The sequence below is a fragment of the Paenibacillus sp. FSL R7-0204 genome (assembly GCF_038002225.1).
Classification (GTDB): Bacteria; Bacillota; Bacilli; order Paenibacillales; family Paenibacillaceae; genus Paenibacillus_AQ.
Window position 1 is genome coordinate 7,014,548 of the sequence record NZ_JBBOCA010000001.1, and the last position, 20,142, is coordinate 7,034,689.

The 20,142-nt window shown below is 47.4% G+C and carries 16 protein-coding genes; 4 read left to right on the top strand and 12 right to left on the bottom strand.

Annotated elements, in window-relative coordinates; genetic code table 11:
• Positions 1-39: 39 nt before the first annotated feature.
• The 4 genes from MKX42_RS30320 to MKX42_RS30335 form a co-directional block, all read right to left on the bottom strand.
• Positions 40-3,096, bottom strand: coding sequence for a type I restriction endonuclease subunit R (locus MKX42_RS30320; protein ID WP_340756976.1), 3,057 nt, complete (start codon positions 3,094-3,096; stop codon positions 40-42).
• Between the two features lie 4 nt (positions 3,097-3,100).
• Positions 3,101-3,679, bottom strand: coding sequence for a restriction endonuclease subunit S (locus tag MKX42_RS30325; protein ID WP_340756978.1), 579 nt, complete (start codon positions 3,677-3,679; stop codon positions 3,101-3,103).
• A gap of 794 nt (positions 3,680-4,473) precedes the next feature.
• Positions 4,474-5,982, bottom strand: a complete 1,509-nt coding sequence (locus MKX42_RS30330; RefSeq protein WP_340756980.1) for a DNA/RNA helicase domain-containing protein — start codon at positions 5,980-5,982, stop codon at positions 4,474-4,476.
• A 19-nt stretch (positions 5,983-6,001) separates the two neighbouring features.
• Positions 6,002-6,331: a nucleotide pyrophosphohydrolase gene (locus tag MKX42_RS30335; protein ID WP_340756982.1), complete on the bottom strand. Its 330-nt coding sequence runs from the start codon at positions 6,329-6,331 to the stop codon at positions 6,002-6,004.
• A gap of 307 nt (positions 6,332-6,638) precedes the next feature.
• Here MKX42_RS30335 and MKX42_RS30340 point away from each other — a divergent pair, with 307 nt between their 5' ends.
• Positions 6,639-7,277, top strand: a complete 639-nt coding sequence (locus MKX42_RS30340; protein ID WP_340756984.1) for a hypothetical protein — start codon at positions 6,639-6,641, stop codon at positions 7,275-7,277.
• Between the two features lie 104 nt (positions 7,278-7,381).
• Here the strand turns inward: MKX42_RS30340 and MKX42_RS30345 are convergent, their stop codons facing one another.
• From MKX42_RS30345 to MKX42_RS30370, 6 genes are all read right to left on the bottom strand, one after another.
• Positions 7,382-7,789, bottom strand: coding sequence for a hypothetical protein (locus MKX42_RS30345; RefSeq protein ID WP_340756986.1), 408 nt, complete (start codon positions 7,787-7,789; stop codon positions 7,382-7,384).
• A gap of 106 nt (positions 7,790-7,895) precedes the next feature.
• Complete coding sequence (locus tag MKX42_RS30350) at positions 7,896-8,222, bottom strand: DUF3139 domain-containing protein (protein WP_340756988.1); 327 nt, start codon at positions 8,220-8,222, stop codon at positions 7,896-7,898.
• A gap of 17 nt (positions 8,223-8,239) precedes the next feature.
• A complete protein-coding gene (locus MKX42_RS30355) occupies positions 8,240-8,800 on the bottom strand; it encodes a DinB family protein (RefSeq protein ID WP_340756990.1) in 561 nt (186 codons plus the stop codon).
• Positions 8,801-8,848: 48 nt separating this feature from the next.
• The gene (locus MKX42_RS30360; RefSeq protein ID WP_340756992.1) at positions 8,849-9,313 is read right to left on the bottom strand and encodes a hypothetical protein; all 465 of its coding nucleotides are present in this window, start codon (positions 9,311-9,313) and stop codon (positions 8,849-8,851) included.
• Positions 9,314-9,527: 214 nt separating this feature from the next.
• Complete coding sequence (locus MKX42_RS30365; protein ID WP_340756993.1) at positions 9,528-10,856, bottom strand: 6-phospho-beta-glucosidase; 1,329 nt, start codon at positions 10,854-10,856, stop codon at positions 9,528-9,530.
• Positions 10,853-11,833: an N-acetylglucosamine kinase gene (locus MKX42_RS30370; protein ID WP_340756995.1), complete on the bottom strand. Its 981-nt coding sequence runs from the start codon at positions 11,831-11,833 to the stop codon at positions 10,853-10,855. The genes MKX42_RS30365 and MKX42_RS30370 overlap by 4 nt, the downstream gene beginning before the upstream one ends.
• Before the next feature lie 199 nt (positions 11,834-12,032).
• Between MKX42_RS30370 and MKX42_RS30375 the strand changes: the two genes are divergently transcribed.
• On the top strand, positions 12,033-12,749 hold the full coding sequence (locus MKX42_RS30375) for a GntR family transcriptional regulator (protein WP_340756997.1): 717 nt from the start codon (positions 12,033-12,035) through the stop codon (positions 12,747-12,749).
• A 91-nt stretch (positions 12,750-12,840) separates the two neighbouring features.
• Here the strand turns inward: MKX42_RS30375 and MKX42_RS30380 are convergent, their stop codons facing one another.
• The gene (locus MKX42_RS30380) at positions 12,841-15,390 is read right to left on the bottom strand and encodes a hypothetical protein (RefSeq protein WP_340757000.1); all 2,550 of its coding nucleotides are present in this window, start codon (positions 15,388-15,390) and stop codon (positions 12,841-12,843) included.
• Positions 15,391-15,406: 16 nt separating this feature from the next.
• Positions 15,407-17,317 carry an S-layer homology domain-containing protein gene (locus MKX42_RS30385; protein WP_340757001.1) on the bottom strand — a complete coding sequence of 637 codons (1,911 nt, stop codon included), beginning with the start codon at positions 17,315-17,317 and terminating at the stop codon, positions 15,407-15,409.
• A gap of 543 nt (positions 17,318-17,860) precedes the next feature.
• Between MKX42_RS30385 and MKX42_RS30390 the strand changes: the two genes are divergently transcribed.
• Positions 17,861-19,159, top strand: coding sequence for an ABC transporter substrate-binding protein (locus MKX42_RS30390; RefSeq protein ID WP_340757003.1), 1,299 nt, complete (start codon positions 17,861-17,863; stop codon positions 19,157-19,159).
• 82 nt (positions 19,160-19,241) lie between these two features.
• On the top strand, positions 19,242-20,126 hold the full coding sequence (locus MKX42_RS30395; protein ID WP_340757005.1) for a carbohydrate ABC transporter permease: 885 nt from the start codon (positions 19,242-19,244) through the stop codon (positions 20,124-20,126).
• Positions 20,127-20,142 lie beyond the last annotated feature (16 nt).

The window sequence follows — 20,142 nt, forward strand, 5'->3', positions numbered from 1 at the left end:
TGATCTCCTTTTTGTAGTCTGTATAATTTCATCACTAGACTACTCACCCTTCTTAATTACATCAGCCATTTCATAAAATGCCTTACGGAATTCAATGCGATATCGTACCCAAGATAATTCAGCAATCTTTTCATCTGCGATTTCTTTATAATCAGCTCTTGCGTCATTCATGATTGCTGTTAACTCACCTTGTTTATCCATATCCTCTTGACCTAAACGGTGTCTCTTAATCAAGCTTTCAAGTTCCTTAGGTTTTGTGCTGTTATCAAGTCCCCAAGTACGGATGAAGTTCGTTACAAGTAGAATATTCGTATCCTTTTGTGCTCTATCCATCGCTTGGTTCATTTTTCCAACACTTCGAGGTGCTGGATATTGATCAAATTCAAACTCTTTTGAGAAAATTTTAGATACAAAGTTGCGCATCTTAGATTTTTCTCTTTCATTATCTGACTTGGCGATTTCAATATGAATTTCATCACGTGTTTTTTCTGCTTTAGACATAAAGTTCGCATGAACTTCGTCAGCCATTCGAGCAATTAAATCAATCAAGTAGTCATAGTTGATGGTAACGTCGTGAATATGAATCATAGAGAGATTGACTTGCGAAATATCGATGTTTTCTCGCTTAGCACGTCGTTCTTTCAACTCACCGGCGATGACAGTTGTTAAAATGACTTCCTGCTCCTCAGTAATCCCTAAACGTTCATAGAACTCTTCAGGATGATCATAAGCAGAAACAGGATTTTTGTAATCATCTTCGGTATATTGTTTCAACTGACTAAGCAAGCGATTATACTCTTTCAAATTATCAAAGACTTCATCCTGCGCTTTTTCACTTGGTGGTAATTGTACAAAATCATCTGTGAGCGCCCCAAGCTTCTTAATGACTTCTTGCATCTCAGCTTGAACCTTGCTAAATGGTTTAGAAATGATACCAGACTCTTCATTACCTTCTTTCAAATCTTCAAGTGAAAGCTGTTCATCTGCAGATGCACGATTTGAATAGATAGCAAAAGCCTTATTCATTTCATACTCGTTTTGCTCTGGCCAACGATAATTAACGACATTCCCCCAAGGCTTATCAACAAGGTTATGCATTCGGTTTGTACGTGAGTATGCCTGAATCAAGTTCCCCCCCTTAAGCGTTCGGTCAATATAGAGGGTATTCATCCCTGGAGCATCAAAACCGGTTAATAGTTGGTCAACAACGATAACCAAATCTAAATACTTACCATCATCAGCTGTCTTGTTAAGACGCCTTGCTAAGTCTTCTGTGTAAGCTTTAACTGTCGTCATATCAAAAACTGTGCCAAACAATGTGTTATAGACTTTAATGGCTCTATGCAAGTTCTCGTTCGTTTTTAGTTGATGAATACTATTAGATGTATCTGCTGAGAAACTCACCGCAACTTTTAATCGTTGCTCTACGGGACGATTCGCATTTTCTTCAGCAAATTTATCGAAGTATTCCATCGCTCTTGGCGTACTTGCTTTGTTACCTCCAACGTGGACTGTAAACAAGGCATTATACTTGCGGTCATTTGAACGTTTCTTCCAGTTATCCAATATGTCCTTGACTACCAGATTTACATGTTCAGGACTATAGTCGTAAACACTCCCACGAACATTATCATCGATATCATCTTCGGTTGGATCCACGGGAGCCTCGATTGTTTCCTTAAATTCAACGTTAAACCCTAAGACGTTTTTATCCGCAATTGCTTCTTTGATGGTGTAAGCATGTAGAATATCACCAAAGATCTCTCGTGTTTCAGGAAATTTTGGTGTCCCTGTATAACCTACCCAGGCAGAATTAGGAATAGCTTTTCGGATCGTTTCAAGCATACCATCATTTTCGGTACCGTCTCCAGTTGAACGGTGGGCTTCATCAACAATGAAAAGAATACGTTCATTCAGTGCCTCGAAGCTATCTCGCTCTACATAACGCGACATCTTTTGAATACTTGTCACAATGATGTTCTTATCGCTCTTCTTCGTTAATTTGCGATGAAGGTCTGAGATATTGGCTGTGTCACCCACCACCCCCGTTTTCCCTTCAAAACCCGCAACAGGATCATAAGCTTTATAGGCATCTGCTGTTTGGTTGGTGAGAGCAATTCGGTCAACCAAAAAGACAACTTTATCTACATTAGACAGACGACTTGCAAGCCACGCTGTTTTAAAACTTGTGATTGTCTTACCTGAGCCTGTGGTATGCCAAATGTATCCTAATTTACCATCATCGCATTTAAAGTCGAATTTTCTAACTTTATCAAGCACACGCTTCGTGGCATAGACTTGATATGGACGCATGACTTTAATACTTTCTTTGTTTTTAGTACCGTCTAATACCATGTAGCGTGTGGCCAAATCATGAGCCATTGGTATTGATAATGCTTTATCCGCAAACGTCTTCCACGAACGAATAGGGCGAGCATTATCTTCGTCTTGCCAGTTAAAAGCAAAAGCTCGGTTAAAGCTTTTGAGTGGCGTATTTGCCATATAACGAATATCAAACTGCGTCATTGCGATTAGAATCTGCAAAGTTGAAAAGATACCACTGTATTGTTTTTCAGCAATATACTGTTCCATCTGGTTCAAGGATTCTGTAGTGCTATGAAGTGCCTTCTTTAATTCAATTTGAATAATTGGCAAACCATTAATGAGCAACGTTACATCAAATCGACGATCAGGCTTTCCATCTATAACTTTTGGCCTTTTAATCTGATTTACCACTTGATAAACAGTGTTCCCGCCACCTACTTGGGCTTGGTCGAATACTGTCAGAAAAACATGCTTACCATTATCAAGGTCAACTTCAATTTCAGAAACACCATTAACACCATACAAAAATTGTCCAGCATGGTAAGGTGATTCAATACCAGTGATGATTTTCTTAACCTGGTTAAATTCAGTGACAGACAAAGGTTCATCTAAACGGGCACGATTGTTTTGTTCTAGGATCATTTTAAAGTTATCCCAGAGTTGTTCGGTTGTTCTGATGCCTTTTTTGTATTCCCATTGTTTTACGCCACCGATTTTAGTCAAATAATCGACGACTTCATTTTCGAACGCCAACTCCGATTGACTTTTCATTTGATTATTTCCCCTCTAAGGTTTCTTCTATGATTGAGCTCGTAAACTGCCAAATCAAGTCTGCGTATTTGTTTAGCTTACTTTGTAGCTTCAATGTTTCTACATATATGGCACCTATTTTATGCTGCTCCTCAAGAGGAACAACGGGAATAATAATCTCCTCTAGAGAACGAAGTGGAATTCTTAGAACAGGACCAATCCCCTGCAACTCCCTTTCTTTTTGTCGCCTCACATCTTTGTAGGCATTAAACAAGAAAAGAAAATATCTTTTATCAAGTTGTTCACTATCAAACTCTATTTTTGTGAAGTTGAGAGACAACACTTTACCAACATTATTTTTACCGACCATCGTTGCAAGCTGTAACGAGTTACTGATAACAACATCACCTTCATTTAACGATGGGTTATTTTGAGATAAAGATTTTCCTGCATCTTTAACAACTACGTCCTCATAATTAGAATCAGCTTCAAAAGATGACCGGTCATAATAATTTATTATTTGATTTTCAAATTGTTTTTGCGCCCTTGTTGGATTTATACCTGGAACGAATGTTACGAACTCTTTTAAGCCTCTTCTTTCCAAACAAATCACCTCCGAACTGTTTGTGTGATTTTTATGTAATATCTATATATTTCATATTAAATCACCTCGAACTTATTTCGTCAAACGATAATGTGAAATATTTATATATTCCATATTCGATTTAAGGAAAGCTTACAGAACTAATCTACAAACAAAGTTTTATTTCACTTTTCCGCAATAAGTTCTCCTCCCTCCAAATTGCTAAAACGTCTCCGTAAAACTCCACTCCCTCTTAATATCTTTCTGTTTCCATAGACGGCTTCAATAACAAAAAAACACGCCCATCACAATCAAATCCAACATTCTCTAAACGAGAAAAACCCTTGAACCCACCATATTGGGCGATTTTCAAGGGTTCTAATTCTTATATTAACTCTAGCAATGCAGTATGTAGGAGAACGTGCCGCACTAAAATCCACTTTCATGTTGGGGATGCTGAAAAGTCATGATTTTTTAGGGCTTTCTTGTCACTTGTAAAAGAAATATAAGGCACTTCCATAGCGCGACTCATCTATTAAAGTTAGCCATAAATCCCCTATAGCCACTTGTACTGGTGCTTGGATCAATATTAAGGAAGAAAATGTTTACTTTACAAAATCAAATCCGTGATGCTTTGGTTGAAAGTCCGTGTCTGAAACCTTTTCGCTCCGTTCAGCTAAAAGTTCCGATGTTCTATTTACTTTTCAGTGTTTTGGCAATCATCCATACCACTCACTCATAAGTTAAGCACCTCATCCAGCAGCCCGTCGGTTTCCGCTTCCAACGCCCTGATGTCGGTAATTATTTCAGAAAGTTCACGCAGCTGTGCCGCTTATAGAAATGCTTAGTGGAACGCCAGGATTGTTCTTACCATCGCTCTTCCAGTCCCAGCAGTAGCCGGCGAGCATTCGGGCCTTGTTATTGATCTGATTCTTGCTGAAGATTTCATCCCGCAGCTTATTTGGGTCATCATAGAGCCGGATGTCATATTCGAAGTCAAAGCCGTCGGCATTCGCCGTCTCCCGAATCTCAAGCACATCATCCAGCCAAGCCAAATATCCGTCGGAACCATTACAACGGAATTGGGAGGCCAGCGTTAACTCCGTGATATCCGCATCCATTTGCTCCGCATAGTGTCTAATCTGCTCCTTGCTGCCCACATCGTGCATGGCAATCTTCTGATATTCATCAATGAAGAATACCGAGAACCGGGAAGCACGGATGATCTCCATCGTCTGATTAATCCCTTTATTTTTGAACAGGCCGGACTTCTCATTTAAGCGGTGCGCTTCGTCCACAATCAGGCAATCGAATTCATCGGGTAATGCTTCATAATATACGCCTGAGCCCTTGAACAGGTTATCAATCATCGACTTCTTCACGTTCTGCTGAAGCTTCTTCATGTATACGGAACGCGGAGCGCTATTCTTGGTGACATATTGGCAGACGAGTTCCCGGGCCGTCAGTTCTACCAGCAGATTAATGCCAAGCACAGACTTGCCTGTCCCCGGCCCGCCTTCGACAATCAGGACTTGCTTTTTTTCCGACTGGGCCTGCTTCGCTAATCTTAAAGCTTCCTCATAGACGACCTTCTGATCATCAATCATGATGAATTCCTGGTTCCCCTGGAGCATACTGAGGAGTGAATCCTGCAACGATTTGGAGGGTTTAATTTTGCCATGCTCGATAAGGTACAGTGATTGGGTTCTATCGGTCTTTTTAATATAGGTCGTGATGAACCCTCTTAGCTTCAGTGCATCTCCCTTGGAGAAGATCGGTGCTTCCTCAATGTATGGATCATAGACTGGATGTAATAATGGATCGTTGTCGGTTTGAATGTAGTTATGTAAATAAGCGCACGGATAGAGCTGTACAGCTTCGTTCTGCACGGCCTCATTATAATCATTGATCAGCCTGGCATAAGACCACGCTTGGTAAGATGGATGCGACGTTCTAGTCTTTGTCCGGTTAAAATAGGTTTGCACCAGTCCATCTGCATCCTCAACCGTCTCCACTTCCGTCCACTGCTTAAGCTCAATAATGACCACAGAGTATTGATCCTGTTCATTCAAGCCTGTAATCATGAAGTCGACTCTTCTCGGGGTCGCTGGAATTCTATATTCAATCGCAACTCCTACGTCATCTGGAATATCCGATGTGTTCAGTACTTTATATAGATAGTTCATGGAATTGTTCCATGCGTTGATTTCGCCCATGGCGGCTCTGCCGATTTTTTGGACGTACTGGTTATGGATTTTTACCGCAATCGTATCCTCGGTCACATCATCCATAAATTGCTGCTTGGTCGATTCATAGATAATCATAGAGCTCTCCCCTATTCATTCACTGCTGTGTGCTTTTGTGTGAGCTTCCCTTGGAGCTGGATATGGGGTATTTCTTCGCGTTTTTGTCTATCTTCTGGAGGATCGCATCCTTAACATCGATCTCCAGATCATGAGCCAGCGTTAGCGTGTAGATGAGAATATCCGCGATTTCGTCCTGCATGTCGGAGGAATGTTGCTCTATCGCCTGCTGGCTGTTCTTCCATTGAAAAAGCTCCAGCAGCTCGCTAGACTCCAGCGTGATTGAGAGCGCCAGATCCTTGGGATCATGGAATTGCTTCCAGTCCCTGTCGTCACGGAATTGAATGATTCTCTGCATTAATTCGTCCATGTGTACCTCCGTCATGTTGATCAAATTCAATTTTCCACAATTTCTCTGTATGTAATGATGATAGCCCAATCCCTAATGTAAATCTATGATATTCCTAAAATTACACAGAAAAGGACTCCTTTTCATTAGAAGCCCCTTAGCTAATTATTTTTATAGAAAACAATAATCTTTCGAGTTTATGATAATTTTTTGATATCAATGTCCTTTCCATTAATTATATAATTAACCAAAGTGATCTATGAGGTTGTAAAAACCAGAAGCTTACTCCCAATCGGTATTGAAGTAAATCAATGGACGGGGCGATTAAATGAACGATTTATTCAAAGTTATATTTGATGACATTTTCGCAGGACAACCAAAAAAATCAAAGTTAAAGAAGAAAGACGATACTGAATTCGAGTTAAGCTATTGGATTCAGGAGTTAAGCAATCAAGGAAAGCAGCCAATACTTAATGAGACTACTTCGAATTCTGAAACGATCATTATTTTCCAGGAACCCGCAGACGATGAGATGCATCATATTGTACTCCGCAGTAAGATCTTTTCCAAAGAAGGGGTTAGCTCCTTTACTCCATCAATGTATCTCGTTTATAAAAAGAAATATGAGATCCTAGAAATTGCAGATCTTCAGGTGAATGTTCATGATGCGAATAAAGGATATGGCTCAGCTTTTATGAGAGCATTGTTTCTTTTAATCGAAAAATCCCCTTACCCCATTAAATATGTAACCGGGTGGATTTCAGGGACTGATTGGGGACATGTAGACCGAAACAAATGTTTTTATGAAAAGTTTGGTTTTGCAGTTACATTAGATCATAAAACAAAAGATGGAAGTATCTTATGGCTCAATTCCATGAACAGTGGAAGTAAGGAGCATTATCAATCATTGAACTACAAACCTGGAATTGCTGGACTTATGCAAGAACTGTCCGAATATGAAGATTGAACAAAATAAGGTAATGCAGGGCATGTCTTAAAATTAATTTTCATTGTGGTCTTCATTTTTTGGGTTTTTCAATGTTCGCCCGCTACTCTTGGTTTAGAACCATGTTAGAGTCGGAAATCAGAATTGGAGCTGGTAATTGCCAATGGAATTATTGCCTTCACGAAGGTATCTTTACTAGTTTGGATCGCTAGCTCTTTTAATTCGTCTTTCTCTTTAATAATGAAAAAAGGTGTGCCTGTATCATAATAATTCGAAAAATTGTTTGGTGTTGTTTCTTCGCTTGTAATAGAGTAACTGGTTACTTTTCCGATTTCCAATTCAACTTCACTGGCAGATACCTTTTCGTCAGTTATCAAATAAATTTGGTCATTCCATTTCAAGATAGGTGCTGCGTTACTTAGAGAGGATTTAATTTCGGTAAAGGTAATATCCTTCTTTGTTGGGTTAGATTCTTGAGGATTTGAGCAAGCGGTCAATAGTATCAATAGAGAAACCCCTATCAATCTTTTCATGATATTCCTCCGTACAAATATTTGAGAGCTTGTTCAATTGTATGCTTAATATTTTACTGGTATCACTACGGATAATCTGATCGGCTTTGCGAAAGGTCTCTTCTTTTCACTCCTCAATATGCTTATATCGTTTTGTTCCATCGTCCACACCTTGAACGGGTGCCCTACTATATTGATATATCTTTCCATTTTCTTTACGATACAAATATCTGGAGCTTCTATCATCTTCAAAAATAACGGTTGTACTCACCAGAGGAGCTTTACCAATTTGAGTATAAATCTCATATATATCATTAGGGTTATACCCTCGTTCTTCTATTAAGTATGTTTTTACTTCGCTCGTTATTTTATCTTTGAATATTTTTAATCCAGCTAATCCTAAGGCGCAAGCCATCAGAACAATTACCAGGAGTAGTATCTTTATTTTTTTCATGATAAATCCCCCAGTCCCTATGCCTCTATATACTCATCCATAACCCTCTGCATTTGCACAATATGCCGCTTGGCATGCTGACACAGGAAATAGATATATTGATACACATCAAGCTTCCCCAGGTTGTTTACCGTCATTGTGGTTGTGTAGAGTAGGCCCTCTCCGTTTTCCAGCTCCTTCAAAAGCTCTCTGCATTCGCTAATCTGCTCTTCCAGTAATGCTCTAATTTTCCCTAGTTCTTTGTCTCCTGTAGGCTCCATATGCTCAGGTCTGATCCATTCAAAAGCCTTATGCTTCGCTATTGCATCAAGCTCTTGTAGATTAATTGGACGGGACTCAATCACTGCGCGTAGATCTTTCTTTTTGGAGAGTTCAATGGCTTTCCGCATCCCTTTTCGAATGAGAATCAACAAAAAGTGATTGGTTAAGGTTACATGCTCCAATATTTGTTCAATACTCCATCCAACCTGCGGTTTGTAGGATAGTACGTCGGACTTCAAATTAAACCAGTCTTGATAATCACTTAACGTCTGAGATAATTCCTGATCAATGAAGCTTATCGATTGAGTTACGTTCACGCTTCCACCAGCTTTCAGTTATCTATGGACTCACCATAACAAGCAAAGCTAAATCCCGCAATGAAACAAATAAAACCCTCCTTCAAAAAGCTTATCCGCAAATGAAATCATCTTTTCAAACTGCTCAATAACCTCATGCCGCTCGTAGATCAATCGTTCATACTGCCCAGACTGCTCTTCGCCCTCAACCGTATAGAATTCTCCGGTGAGCTCTAACACTTGTGGTGAATTCAGGAATAGGTCTCTCCAAGCGGAGAAGATCCTGTGCAAGGCAGCCGCCGAATGCTGATCGAAAAGAGTCACGCCGTAATAGTTAATCCCGGCACCTGTCGGCATTCCCGGTAACGCCGGATTACTGCTTGGAACCCACTTCAAGGTATCGTTTATGTACAGAATAATGTCGTCATGTATGACCACACGATCCATGACTTTCGAGTTATCAGCTATATTCATCCATAAGTGTTCTGCATCCTCTACAGCAGGTATCAGATAAAATTCATGTACTAATGCCATCTTAGCCTCCTATATTTCCGTCTACTCAGCCCATCCTCCCGGCTCCCACACCAAAAAAGCAATGACTAGCTGGCCTCCCTCCCTTTACCCCACCTATTTTACAAATATACAATACTTCGCGCCATATTCTTCCTCATACATAACAACAGCCCCCATCAGCAGCGGGTTGGCGCTGTTGATGAAGGCTGTTGATGCAGTGCAAACTTCCAATCCCTTATCTCACCCGCACCCGAAACTGCGGCAAATAATCAGCATTCTGCTCCAGAATGTCCGCCAGGACTTCCTTGGCGAGGTGCTCGTCGCCTACGAGGGGGTGGATGGTGAGGGCTTGCAGGGCAGAGGCGTAATCTCCTCTGACGGCGGCCTCGATCGTCAGCTCCTCATAAGCCTTCACGACCTGCAGCAGGCCCCGGATCTGGGGAGGGAGGGGCTTGGTGGGGGCGAGTGCGTGCGGGCCGTCGGATTTGATGACGCAGTTGATCTCGATGGAGACATCGGCGGGCAGATCAGGAATGATCCCCTGATTACGCACATTGACGGTCTGGATGTCGCCGGTGTCGTTATAGATCGACTTCATCAATTGAACGGCGGCTTCTGAATAGTAGGCGCCGCCGCGCTTCTCTAGTTGCGCCGGCTTGCTGTTGACTTCAGGCTGCTTGTAGATCTCGAACAGCTCAGCTTCCACTTCCTTTACGTCATCGGCGCGTGTTTTGCCTGTCTCCTGATAATGCTCTGAGATCTCCCGGTACATCTCTTCCTTCATATAATAGTAACGGTGATACGGACAAGGCAGCGCACCCACAGACTGAATGAATTCGGAATCCCACTCCAGATCAGGGATGTTGGCCATGGATGGCCCCTTGGCCCCGGCCAGCTTGTTCAAGAAGTCCTCCGTCACATCCTCACCCTGCATCATCACCCGGGTTGTCCAGTTGAGGTGATTGATGCCGACAATCTCAATGAACATCTCCGCTTGCGGAACTCCATACAGCTCAGCGATCTGCATCTTGGTGCTGATCGGCAGATTGCATAGCCCCACAGACTTGACCCGGGAATGCTTGGAGACCGCTTCCGTAATGATACCGGCCGGATTGGTGAAGTTAATCATGAACGCATCCGGCGCCAGCTCCTCGATATCCCGGCAGATATCCAGAATGACCGGAATGGTGCGCAGCGCCTTGGCGAACCCGCCCGCTCCGGTGGTCTCCTGACCGATGAGATGATAGGCCAGCGGGATCTTCTCATCTCTGGAGCGTGCATCCAGCATGCCGACACGGATCTGTGTGGCCACGAAATCCGCACCGCGGATCGCCTCGCGCCGGTCCAGTGTCGTATGTAGCCGGATCGGCTTGCCGCTTGCCTCGATCATCCGCTGGGCAAGCTCGCCTATGATGGCCAGCTTGGCCGCCCCCGCCTCAATATCGGCGAGATACAGCTCAGCCACGGGAAATTCATCATGGTACCGGATCAGGCCCTCCACCAGCTCCGGCGTATAGGAGGAACCTCCTCCGATCACTGCAAGCTTCAAGTGCTTCTTCTTCATCTGTGATTTCCTCCATCTCTCTTGAATTGCTCTAGTATTGCACTGGTTACAGGAATGCCAAGCCGGTCCATCGCCAGCATCACGGCACCGAATACAGGCGGCAGCTCCGGAATGACCAGTGTGCAGCGGGGATGCTCCGCCCACACTGCCTCGAGCAGTGCATCCAGCAGCAGCGGACTTCTGCCCGATTGCAGGATGCTCCCGGTCAGGACGACCGGCACCGCTTCGTCTTCGAAGCCGCCCAGCCTGCGGATGACAGCCGCCGCAGCGATCCCCAACTCTCTGCCCATGTCCTTAAGCAGCTCACGGGAGAGCCAATCCCCCGCCGCTGCCGCTTCATGAACAACCAGTGATAGCTCCAGCGGCGCCGCTGTTATCTCATCATCGAGATAACGGTCCACCATCTCTTCGAAGCTTGTAAAACCCAGTCTCTGCGGTATCCGTTCCACCAGCTCGCTGTACGGCTCCCTTCCGTCCCAGCAGCGCACCGCTCTGCTGAATGCCTGCGCCGCAAGATAGAAGCCGCCGGCCCGGTCACCGAACAGGGTATCGAAGCCGCCTATCTGCACCGTCTGCCCGAGCCGGTTGCGGCCGGCCGCGTTCGTATTGCTTCCGCAGACAAGCACCACTCCAGTGTTATCCGGGCTCCCGGCACGGAGTCCCTCGAATGTATCGCAGACGATATCCCAGCTCCGCAGATCTAATTGACTGCTGATCTCAGGATATAGCTTGTCCATATCCGGTCTGCGGTCAGCGCCCGCAAGACCGAACTGCACATGATCGAGCTGGTCAATGCCTACCCCTGCCTTCGCAAGTGCACCGAACAGCGCTCCGCGAATGTTGAGCACCGCCGCCCGGACTCCAATGATCTGATGGTTGCCGCAGCCGGTCACTGCCGACCCAAGAATCCTGCCGTTATGATCGGCGATAACAGCGATGGTCTTGCTTCCGCCGCCGTCTACACCTGCTAGATACATAGCTTCCACTCCTGATTGGTCCATTGTTATTTTAATCTTCATAGCTGCAGACATTGTTCCTACAAATATCCTTGCTTCATTCCGCTGATTATGCATGTATAGCTTTCCATCAGCTTGAAATCTCAGTTGTTACACAATGGTTTCTCCGGCTCTTGTTCCGTGATATAATATAACAAATTGCCATCGGAGGACACTTGTAATGACAAAGAGAACAAATAATACATTATACTTCAATATTAAAGAACAACTGCTTAAGCAGATTCAATCCGGACACTATGCCGTTGGAGAGAAGCTTCCCACCGAGGCTGAACTATGCGAGATGTTCTCCGCCAGCCGGACCACCATCCGCCTCGCGCTCAGCGAGCTTGAGATGCAGGATATTCTGGAGCGGCACCAGGGCAAGGGCACCTTCGTCAAACGCAAAGAGCTCCAACTTAACCAGAAGCGCAGCTTCACCGAAGATGTACTGATGAGCGGCAAGGAGCCCACCAGTAAGATCATCGAAGCCAAGGTGACGCCTGCCGAGATCCCGCTCAATGAATTCCTGAATATTCCTATCAAAGCTCCGGTCAACCAGTTATTGCGGCTCCGCTACGCCGATCACGAACCACTCCTGTACGAAACCACTTATATCGCCTGGGATCTGGCCCCCGGGCTCATCAATGATTATAAGGACGGCTCGCTTTTCTCCTTCCTGGAGTCAGAATACAACCTGAAGGCCCACCGCTCTGTGGAGCAGCTGAAGCCGGTCCTCGCGGACAAAACCGCCAGCAAGCTGCTGGGTGTCAAAGAAGGCTCCCCTTGCCTGCAGGTGAGAACTTTTACTTATCTGGCTGACGGCTCGCCGCTGGAGTACAGCTTCGGCGTATTCCGGGGGGACTTCCCCAGCTATACGATTGAGCGGCAGTTTGGATGAAGCAGGGCCGGACGGGCATTAGCGCAGAGAGTATACGGAGCACCCCTGTATGGGGCGCTCGGCTCCGTTACCTCCAGTTCAGTTAGCCCTATTACTCTTTAATAATCTCGAAATATCTCCCCAGCCAGTAGGGCAGTGTGAATACTGAACCCGCCTCAATGCCGCCCGAACGGTAGTTATACCCCGGATTGGCACCGGTCGTCTGGCTGTCATTCTCGAACGGATTGGAGTTATGCTTAATGATCCGCCGTTCATCCGGAGCCAGTGCATAATTGGTCTGTTTATAATCATCGCGGTCACCCGGTTCAATATAGAGGACATCCTGACGGTCCCATTGTACCGGGAATTCAATCTGGAATTCAGGGAAACGGTACAGGAAGCGGACAGCCGACTGCAGATCCACATCGGTCTTGTCCGGGTGCGCAAGCTGGTAGAGGAAGGTGTAGAACGGATTCTCCTCCCGCACCTCATTGGAATACCACTGATCATAGGCGGCTACAATCTGCGCATGTCTACCTACATCCTGCTCAAGAGTCACCAGGATGAACACCGGGAACCAGCCCAGCTCCTCATCCGAATAATTGATATATTGGGTCCAGTCATTATGCAGCGTAGCATTGGTGTTAGTGTCGGCTCCCACATTGTTCATCGTTACCGGCTGGTTATCGTTCTCACTGTAAGCATTGGTCGCCTGGCGGACGAGTCTGCGCTCAATATATTCCTGCGCCATCGCCATATAGCCCTTGCCGTTGATGTATGGCTCTTCCTTGCTGTAGCTGCCGGCAAAAGCCTGCTCATAGGCCAGCTCATACTTCGCTGAATCAGCCGGATAACTCTCTGCGACAATATAACTCGCCGATTTCAGCGCAGCCATGACCTGGAGTGCGTTGAGCGGGCCGTCTTCGTACCCGTAGGACAGCGCATCATCCCCTTTTTCGTCAACGCCGATCTTGGACTTCCACTGTTCCTGCTTTTCCATGGTCCCAACGCTATCGTTGAAGTACTTAGCGAACCATCTGGACCACTGTGTCGATTTGCCGGTAGCGTCCTCAATGTAATAATGGTCGTCCTTCAGGATCAGCTCGGTCATGCGGTGCGTCGTTTCTTCAATGAGGGCTTTCAGCTCAAGCAGCTCAGGATCGGTGCTGTCCCCGATCAGATATTTATAGGCGGTATAGAACATGGCATAATGGCCATCCACCTCATCTGCCGAAGTATCGGCCTTATACACAATCTGGTTCATGTCGATGTGGCCGTCCACAATGGCGCTCTCCGGGAACAGGTCATTGAAGAATGACGGAATCTGCTCATATACGGGAGCTGTCAGCTGGAACAGCGGCTTATTATGAAGGCCCGTTGTCTTGTCTTCCTTGGCGTCATTATTGTTCGTGGCGGCCGTAATGACTGGCAGCACCTGATACACTGCGCCGGTTACAGACGTTCCAACCCGGGTCTTGATATCAATCCCCAGCTTCTGGCCTTCGGGACGCGTCAGGTTCAGCTCGTCAATGGCGGCTTGGCTAAGGCCAAGTCCATTGTAGTTCAGCACATCCGTGCCTCCGCTCGGGAACAGGGTGGAGCCTTTTTTGTTCTCGGCGTCTTTGGTTACCCTGACCATGGAATAGCCGATCGGCTCCACTCCGTCGTCACGCTGCATGCTTGGAATGATTCCATTCGGGTTGATCATGTCCGGCCCGACGAAGTTCTGGAACCAGAAGCCGTTCTGGGACTGGTAACCATACACTGAATTATCCACTGTAGCCGCACTGGCTTCGCTGGTCAGCATATAGGAGCGTGCCGGAAATCCGTTGCCGCGGCCGGAGACATAATCGAGCAGCAGTACAGCCTTGGTCGCTCTAAGCGCTGCGGCTCTGGCCGCTGCAATCTCTGCCTGCTCCCCGGAAGCCGGGCTCGTTCCGTACTGCTCCTGCAATGCCTTGTAGCGGAAGATTTCGCCCATCGCATACATCGCGGTCCATAGACCGTCATTATCGCTGGTGGTAGGCGTGGATGTGAATACTCCGGTCGCGGAGTTGTAATTGACCGCATCCAGCGTGCTGTCCGTCTCTGTGAAGGTGAAGCCTGCGCCATGCACCATGCCGCGCCGGTCAAGGATCGACTGCACAAGATCCTCATAGATAAACGATTTGTCATGCAGCGTCTTCTCCGGCATCGCAATATGCGTGACCCCGCTCGCCGTACGGACCCAAATGCCGTTCTTCCCGTCACTGGCCAGTCCCGTCACATGATCGTCTCCGCCATACAGATACCTCGGTCCTGCCATATACTGAACAATATCCTTGGTGTCGCTTGCGCTGAAGTCCACCCGCTGTAAGCCGGTCTCCGTTCCAATCCAGTAGACTCCCCCGTCCAGAACCACACTGGTAACATCGCCGATGACCGAGAGCGGCAGGAATTTGAGTGCTGAAGTATCGGTGACCCATTCAATGTTGCCCGGGATAGAAGCTGATCCGGCTTTGTAATAGGTCATTTCTTTGGTCTGCACAGCCTCCAGCTGAACCGGAGAGTACGCCGAGCCAGGCAGCTTCTCCGCAAGCACGGGCGCCGCCGGCAATACGAATAATGTTAAGGCAAGCAGTCCACCCGTGATCTTCATGCCCGTTCTTTTCATCTTGTCCATGGTAAGCTCCCCTTCCTTATTGGTAGATATGCGATACGCCGGTTTGTGTGATCACCAGTACCCCCGTATTTTCATCCGGCACAAGCAGCAGCACCTTGTCATCGTACAATTGCTTGCCTTGAGCGTTATAACTGGTCATTTCATTCGTGGCGAGATTAATTCTGGTGACTCCGCTGTCTGTTCCAATCCATAAATAAGTCCGGGTCTTGTCTAAGACAGAGGTGTTAATCCCCCGCATCGAAGCGAATATGGAAGGCTTGATATTAAATTCATAGTTAACAAAGGTTACGGCGTTCACAAGGTCCGGCATGACGACATCCTTGTTAGCGATCGGAGGATTGTAGGAAGGGTCCTGAAGGAAGGTCAGGTATTGCTTGGCCAGCCCTTCTGCTCCTGTGGAGCTGAACGTGCTTAATGCTTCCGTATAGCTGTACAGCTCGGCAGCCTTGGGCTCTGGCGTTGGCGTTGGTTTTGGCGTCGGTGTTGGCGTTGGTTTTGGTGTCGGTGTAGGCGTTGGATTCCCCGTACCCGGGCTAGGGGTTGGATTCAGCGATGAGGTTGGCGCTGGAGTTGGAGCCGGAGTTCCTGTGCCGCCGCTTGAACCCGATCCTCCCGGGTTGCCGGCTGCAGGATTGATAAGATGTCCTGAAGCGTCATAATCTTGTCCGCCTATCGTTACCTTGGCAGCATTGACCGTCAGCTTGTCCGGCTTGACCGGGAAAGACACCCCTTCTCCATTGACCACCGCTTCGGCGATTGTTCCTTCACCGGTGATCATTGCGGCACCGTTCAAGGTCATTTTCGTGACAACACTGCCTGTGTTCAGCTTAATTGTTGAGCCGCCTGCCTTAAGGGAGAGGTTGAAGCTGCCAATCCGGCCGCTCTCCAGCGTGAAGCCCGCCGGTGCAGCTACATTCAATTCATTGACATCCCCTGACATGGAGACAGCATCGGAAGTCCGCGTAAGCAAGTTCATGGTACTTATCGGCTGGCCGGATTCGTTAACAATTCTGGCACCCGAGGTTACATCTATCTTCCCGGCAGTGGTCTTCCCCTTGAGGATTACTCTTACCGGAGAAGCAGGCTTGCTGATCACAATGCTGCCCACTTGACTGTCTGTCAGCGTAATGCTGTTCACACCGCCGCCGTTGATGTAGACGACGCCTTCAACCGCTGCGTTATTGAGGCTCAGATTCCCTTCGCCAACGCCGGGAGTAATATATACATTCCCTGAGAGCTTCAGACCGGATAACGTACCTCCCGCTGTGTTAACGATCAGGTTGCTGCCGGAGATGCCTGAATGCTCTCCCCCGTCTGCCACCAGGGTTCCCATGGCATTGTTCATCATCTTCACCGCCTCGGCCCGCGTCAATGCCTTCTTCGGCTGGAATGCGCCTTGCGGTGTGCCCGCTACATAACCGGCCTCCTTCATCGCATAGACCGCTTCCTTGGACCAGCCGGCAATAAGGGCATCATCTGTGAACGGGGCATATGAATTTCCTGATGCGGCAACATGGAATACTCTGCTGAGCATCAGCGCTGCCTGCTCACGGGTCAGGATCTCCAGCGGCTGGATCTTCCCTCCGCCATCGCCGATAAGAGCACCGGCTGCAACCGCCTTGCTGATGTCAGAGGCGTACCAGGCCGTCTTAGGAACATCGCTGAAGCTCTGGCCGCTCTCCTCACTGAAATTAAAGATCCGGTTAATCAACGCGGCGAATTCTGTTTTGCGGATTCCCTCATTCGGGAGCACAAGGCCATCCGGATTCCCCTTCAGCAGCCCCAGCTCCTTCCACGAGGCGATTTCCTCAGCGGCCCATGCAGGAATCTTCTCGGCGGTTTCTGCCGACACCGTGGACACACCTGTCAATGCCACGGATGACACGACGGCGAATACTCCGAGCATCTGCTTCCATCTGAACTTCATATGCATTCCTCCTCAAAGTTTAATCGTTAACGCGATAAATCTGGCTCCGAAACAACCCTAACCAATGTCACCTCCATGTCAGCTCAACAATGTTGTTGTAGTAACATTTACACACATTCTATTTTTAATCATAACAAATTGTCAACACATTTATTATGCAGGTTCTACATTCGCACCCCATTTTCCACATCCTCCCATAACATCGTATATTTCCTTGTCATATCAACGTTGTTTGCGCTTACAAATTTTTACGCAGGAAGAGTTATACTCTGTTCATTTTCTGTTAATAATGAATTTTCTCTGTCTTTTTGCCTAAAAAACAATTGACAGGTCCTTGGCTATACTTAATAATGAAAACTATATTGTTACTACAAATTATCTTTTTCCCAACAAATCTTAGACCAAACCGGAAATACCTCACTTAATTGAGTTAAGTAATATTACATACGGGAGTGTGAAGGCGAAAGGGAGAGCAGGGAGAAGAGGGAATCGCGTAGTCGCATCAGCTTATTGGCCCATACAAATCGAAGGAGCGATGAACAAATGAACAAAAGGAATATTGCACTGGTCTCAACGCTGCTGGTTACCGCCTTGACGGGCTGCTCTTCCGCAGCCTCTAATGACAGCTCAGCCAATAACGGCGGGTCCGGTGCTAAACAGGATACCCTCCGGATTGCTATGGGCTCGCCCGGCGAAGGCTTGATCAAGGTCTGGGAGACGATCGGCAAGGAGTTCGAGGCACAGCATCAGGGGATGAAGGTGGAATTCAACTATCAGGACGATGACACGTATCAGACGATTGGATTGCCCAATCTGCTAAGCGGCAAGAACGCTCCTGACCTGTACTTCGAATGGGCCGGACAGCGTCTGCAGACCCGAGTCACGGATGGTTATGCCGCAGATATTACCGGACAGCTTGAGAGCTCCGGACTGAAGGATATGTTCGCCGAAGGTACCTTCAATGGGATGGTGATCGACGGCAAGACGTATATGATTCCCACTGCGGGCGATGTGACGAACGTAATCTTTTACAATAAAAAGATGTTCAATGATCTGGGCCTTCAGCCGCCAGCCACCTGGGAGGAATTCCTGAAGGTATGCGAGACTATTAAGCAGGCAGGCATCACCCCGCTCGTCATCGGCAACTCCGATCTGTGGACGGCAGGCAACTGGGTCGCCCATATCCTCTCACGTGTTGTGGGCGAGGACGCCTACAGCGAGGCTATGCAGCTCAAGCAGCCGTTCAATTCCCCTGATTTCGTCAAAGCCTATGGTTATGTGAAGGAGCTCTGGGATAAGGGCTATATTAATGACAATATTACTGCCGCAAGCGACAGCGAAGCGGATATGCTGTTCCTGAACGGCAGCGGTGCTATGCATCCGATCGGCAGCTGGCTGGCCGCAACCGCTGTGGAAGAAACCCCTGACCTTGAGCTGGGCTACTTCAATACACCGGCCATGCCGGACGGCAAGGGCAATCAGGAGAGCGTAATCGGTGTGTTGAACGGAATGGTAGTCAATAAGAACTCCAAGCTGATCGACGAGGCCATTGAATTCATGAAGCTCTACAGCTCCCCCGAATCCTCGAAGAAGCTCTCAGACGCCGGTGCTGTGCCTATTACCAAAGACGGGATCGACAAGAAGACCATGCTTCCGCTCTCGCTGGAGTTGAACGATCTGATGGAGAATGCCCCGGTGCTTGTGTCGCCGCCCGATACCGGCTATTCCATTGAGGTCGCCAACGCGCTTAATATGGCCACCTCTAAGGTTATCGGAGGCGCGGAGTCCCCTGAAGCTGCTCTGGCTGAGCTGGAGACTACCATTGCCCCTCTGAAAAAATAACGGTGAATCCGCCGCAAGGCGGCTTCATCCCGAAAACCGAAATTATGTACTACCTTGTACATCAAGAATTGGAGGTGGCCCCATGTCCGGCCGAAGCAATAAGCTCTCTCCCTACCTGTTCATCTCTCCCGCCCTCCTGCTGTTTGGCTTCGTTGTTCTGGTCCCCGTGCTGATGACCTTCGTCTTCAGCTTCTACGACTGGAACGGGATCGGCACGATGCATTTCACCGGCTTCGACAATTACATCCGCGCTTTTCAGGACCAGGTCTACATTAACTCTTACGGACACACGCTTATCTATATTGTTGCTACGGTCCTGGTTGAGGTCATTGCCGGACTCGGACTCGCTGGCTTAATCACGATGGGCCGCAAGGGCAGCGGACTCTTCCGGCTCGCTTTCTTCGTACCCGTCATGCTGCCGATGATTGTCGTCTCCTACCTGTGGAAGTTCGTCTATAACTCCGATTTTGGCCTCATTAATATCCTGCTGGAGAAAATTGGCCTGGAGAGCTGGACCCGTGTCTGGCTGGGCAACCCCGATACCGCGCTGTATGCCATCTGTATCGTGTCCGGCTGGGTGTACGCAGGCTTTTATATGACCATCTTTTATTCCGGAATCCAGCGCATCTCCAAAGAAGTCTACGAATCGGCCTATCTGGACGGCGCAGGGGAAGCACAGATCTTCTTCAAGATCAAAGTCCCTATGATCCGCAATCTGGTGGAGACAGGCATCATGCTGTGTGTGCTCACCGGCTTCCAGTCCTTCGATCTGTTCTATGTAATGACTAACGGCGGACCGTACAATTCAACCGAGATCGTGACCACCTATCTGGTCAAAGTCGTCTTTACCCATATGAGCATCGGCTACGGCTCCGCGCTGGCTGTCATTATGACGATTGTAATCGCGGTGATCGGGCTTGTGGCCGGCAAAATGAAGAAGAAGGACGACGGTGTACTGGAGTATTAGCGGGGAACCCGGAGCA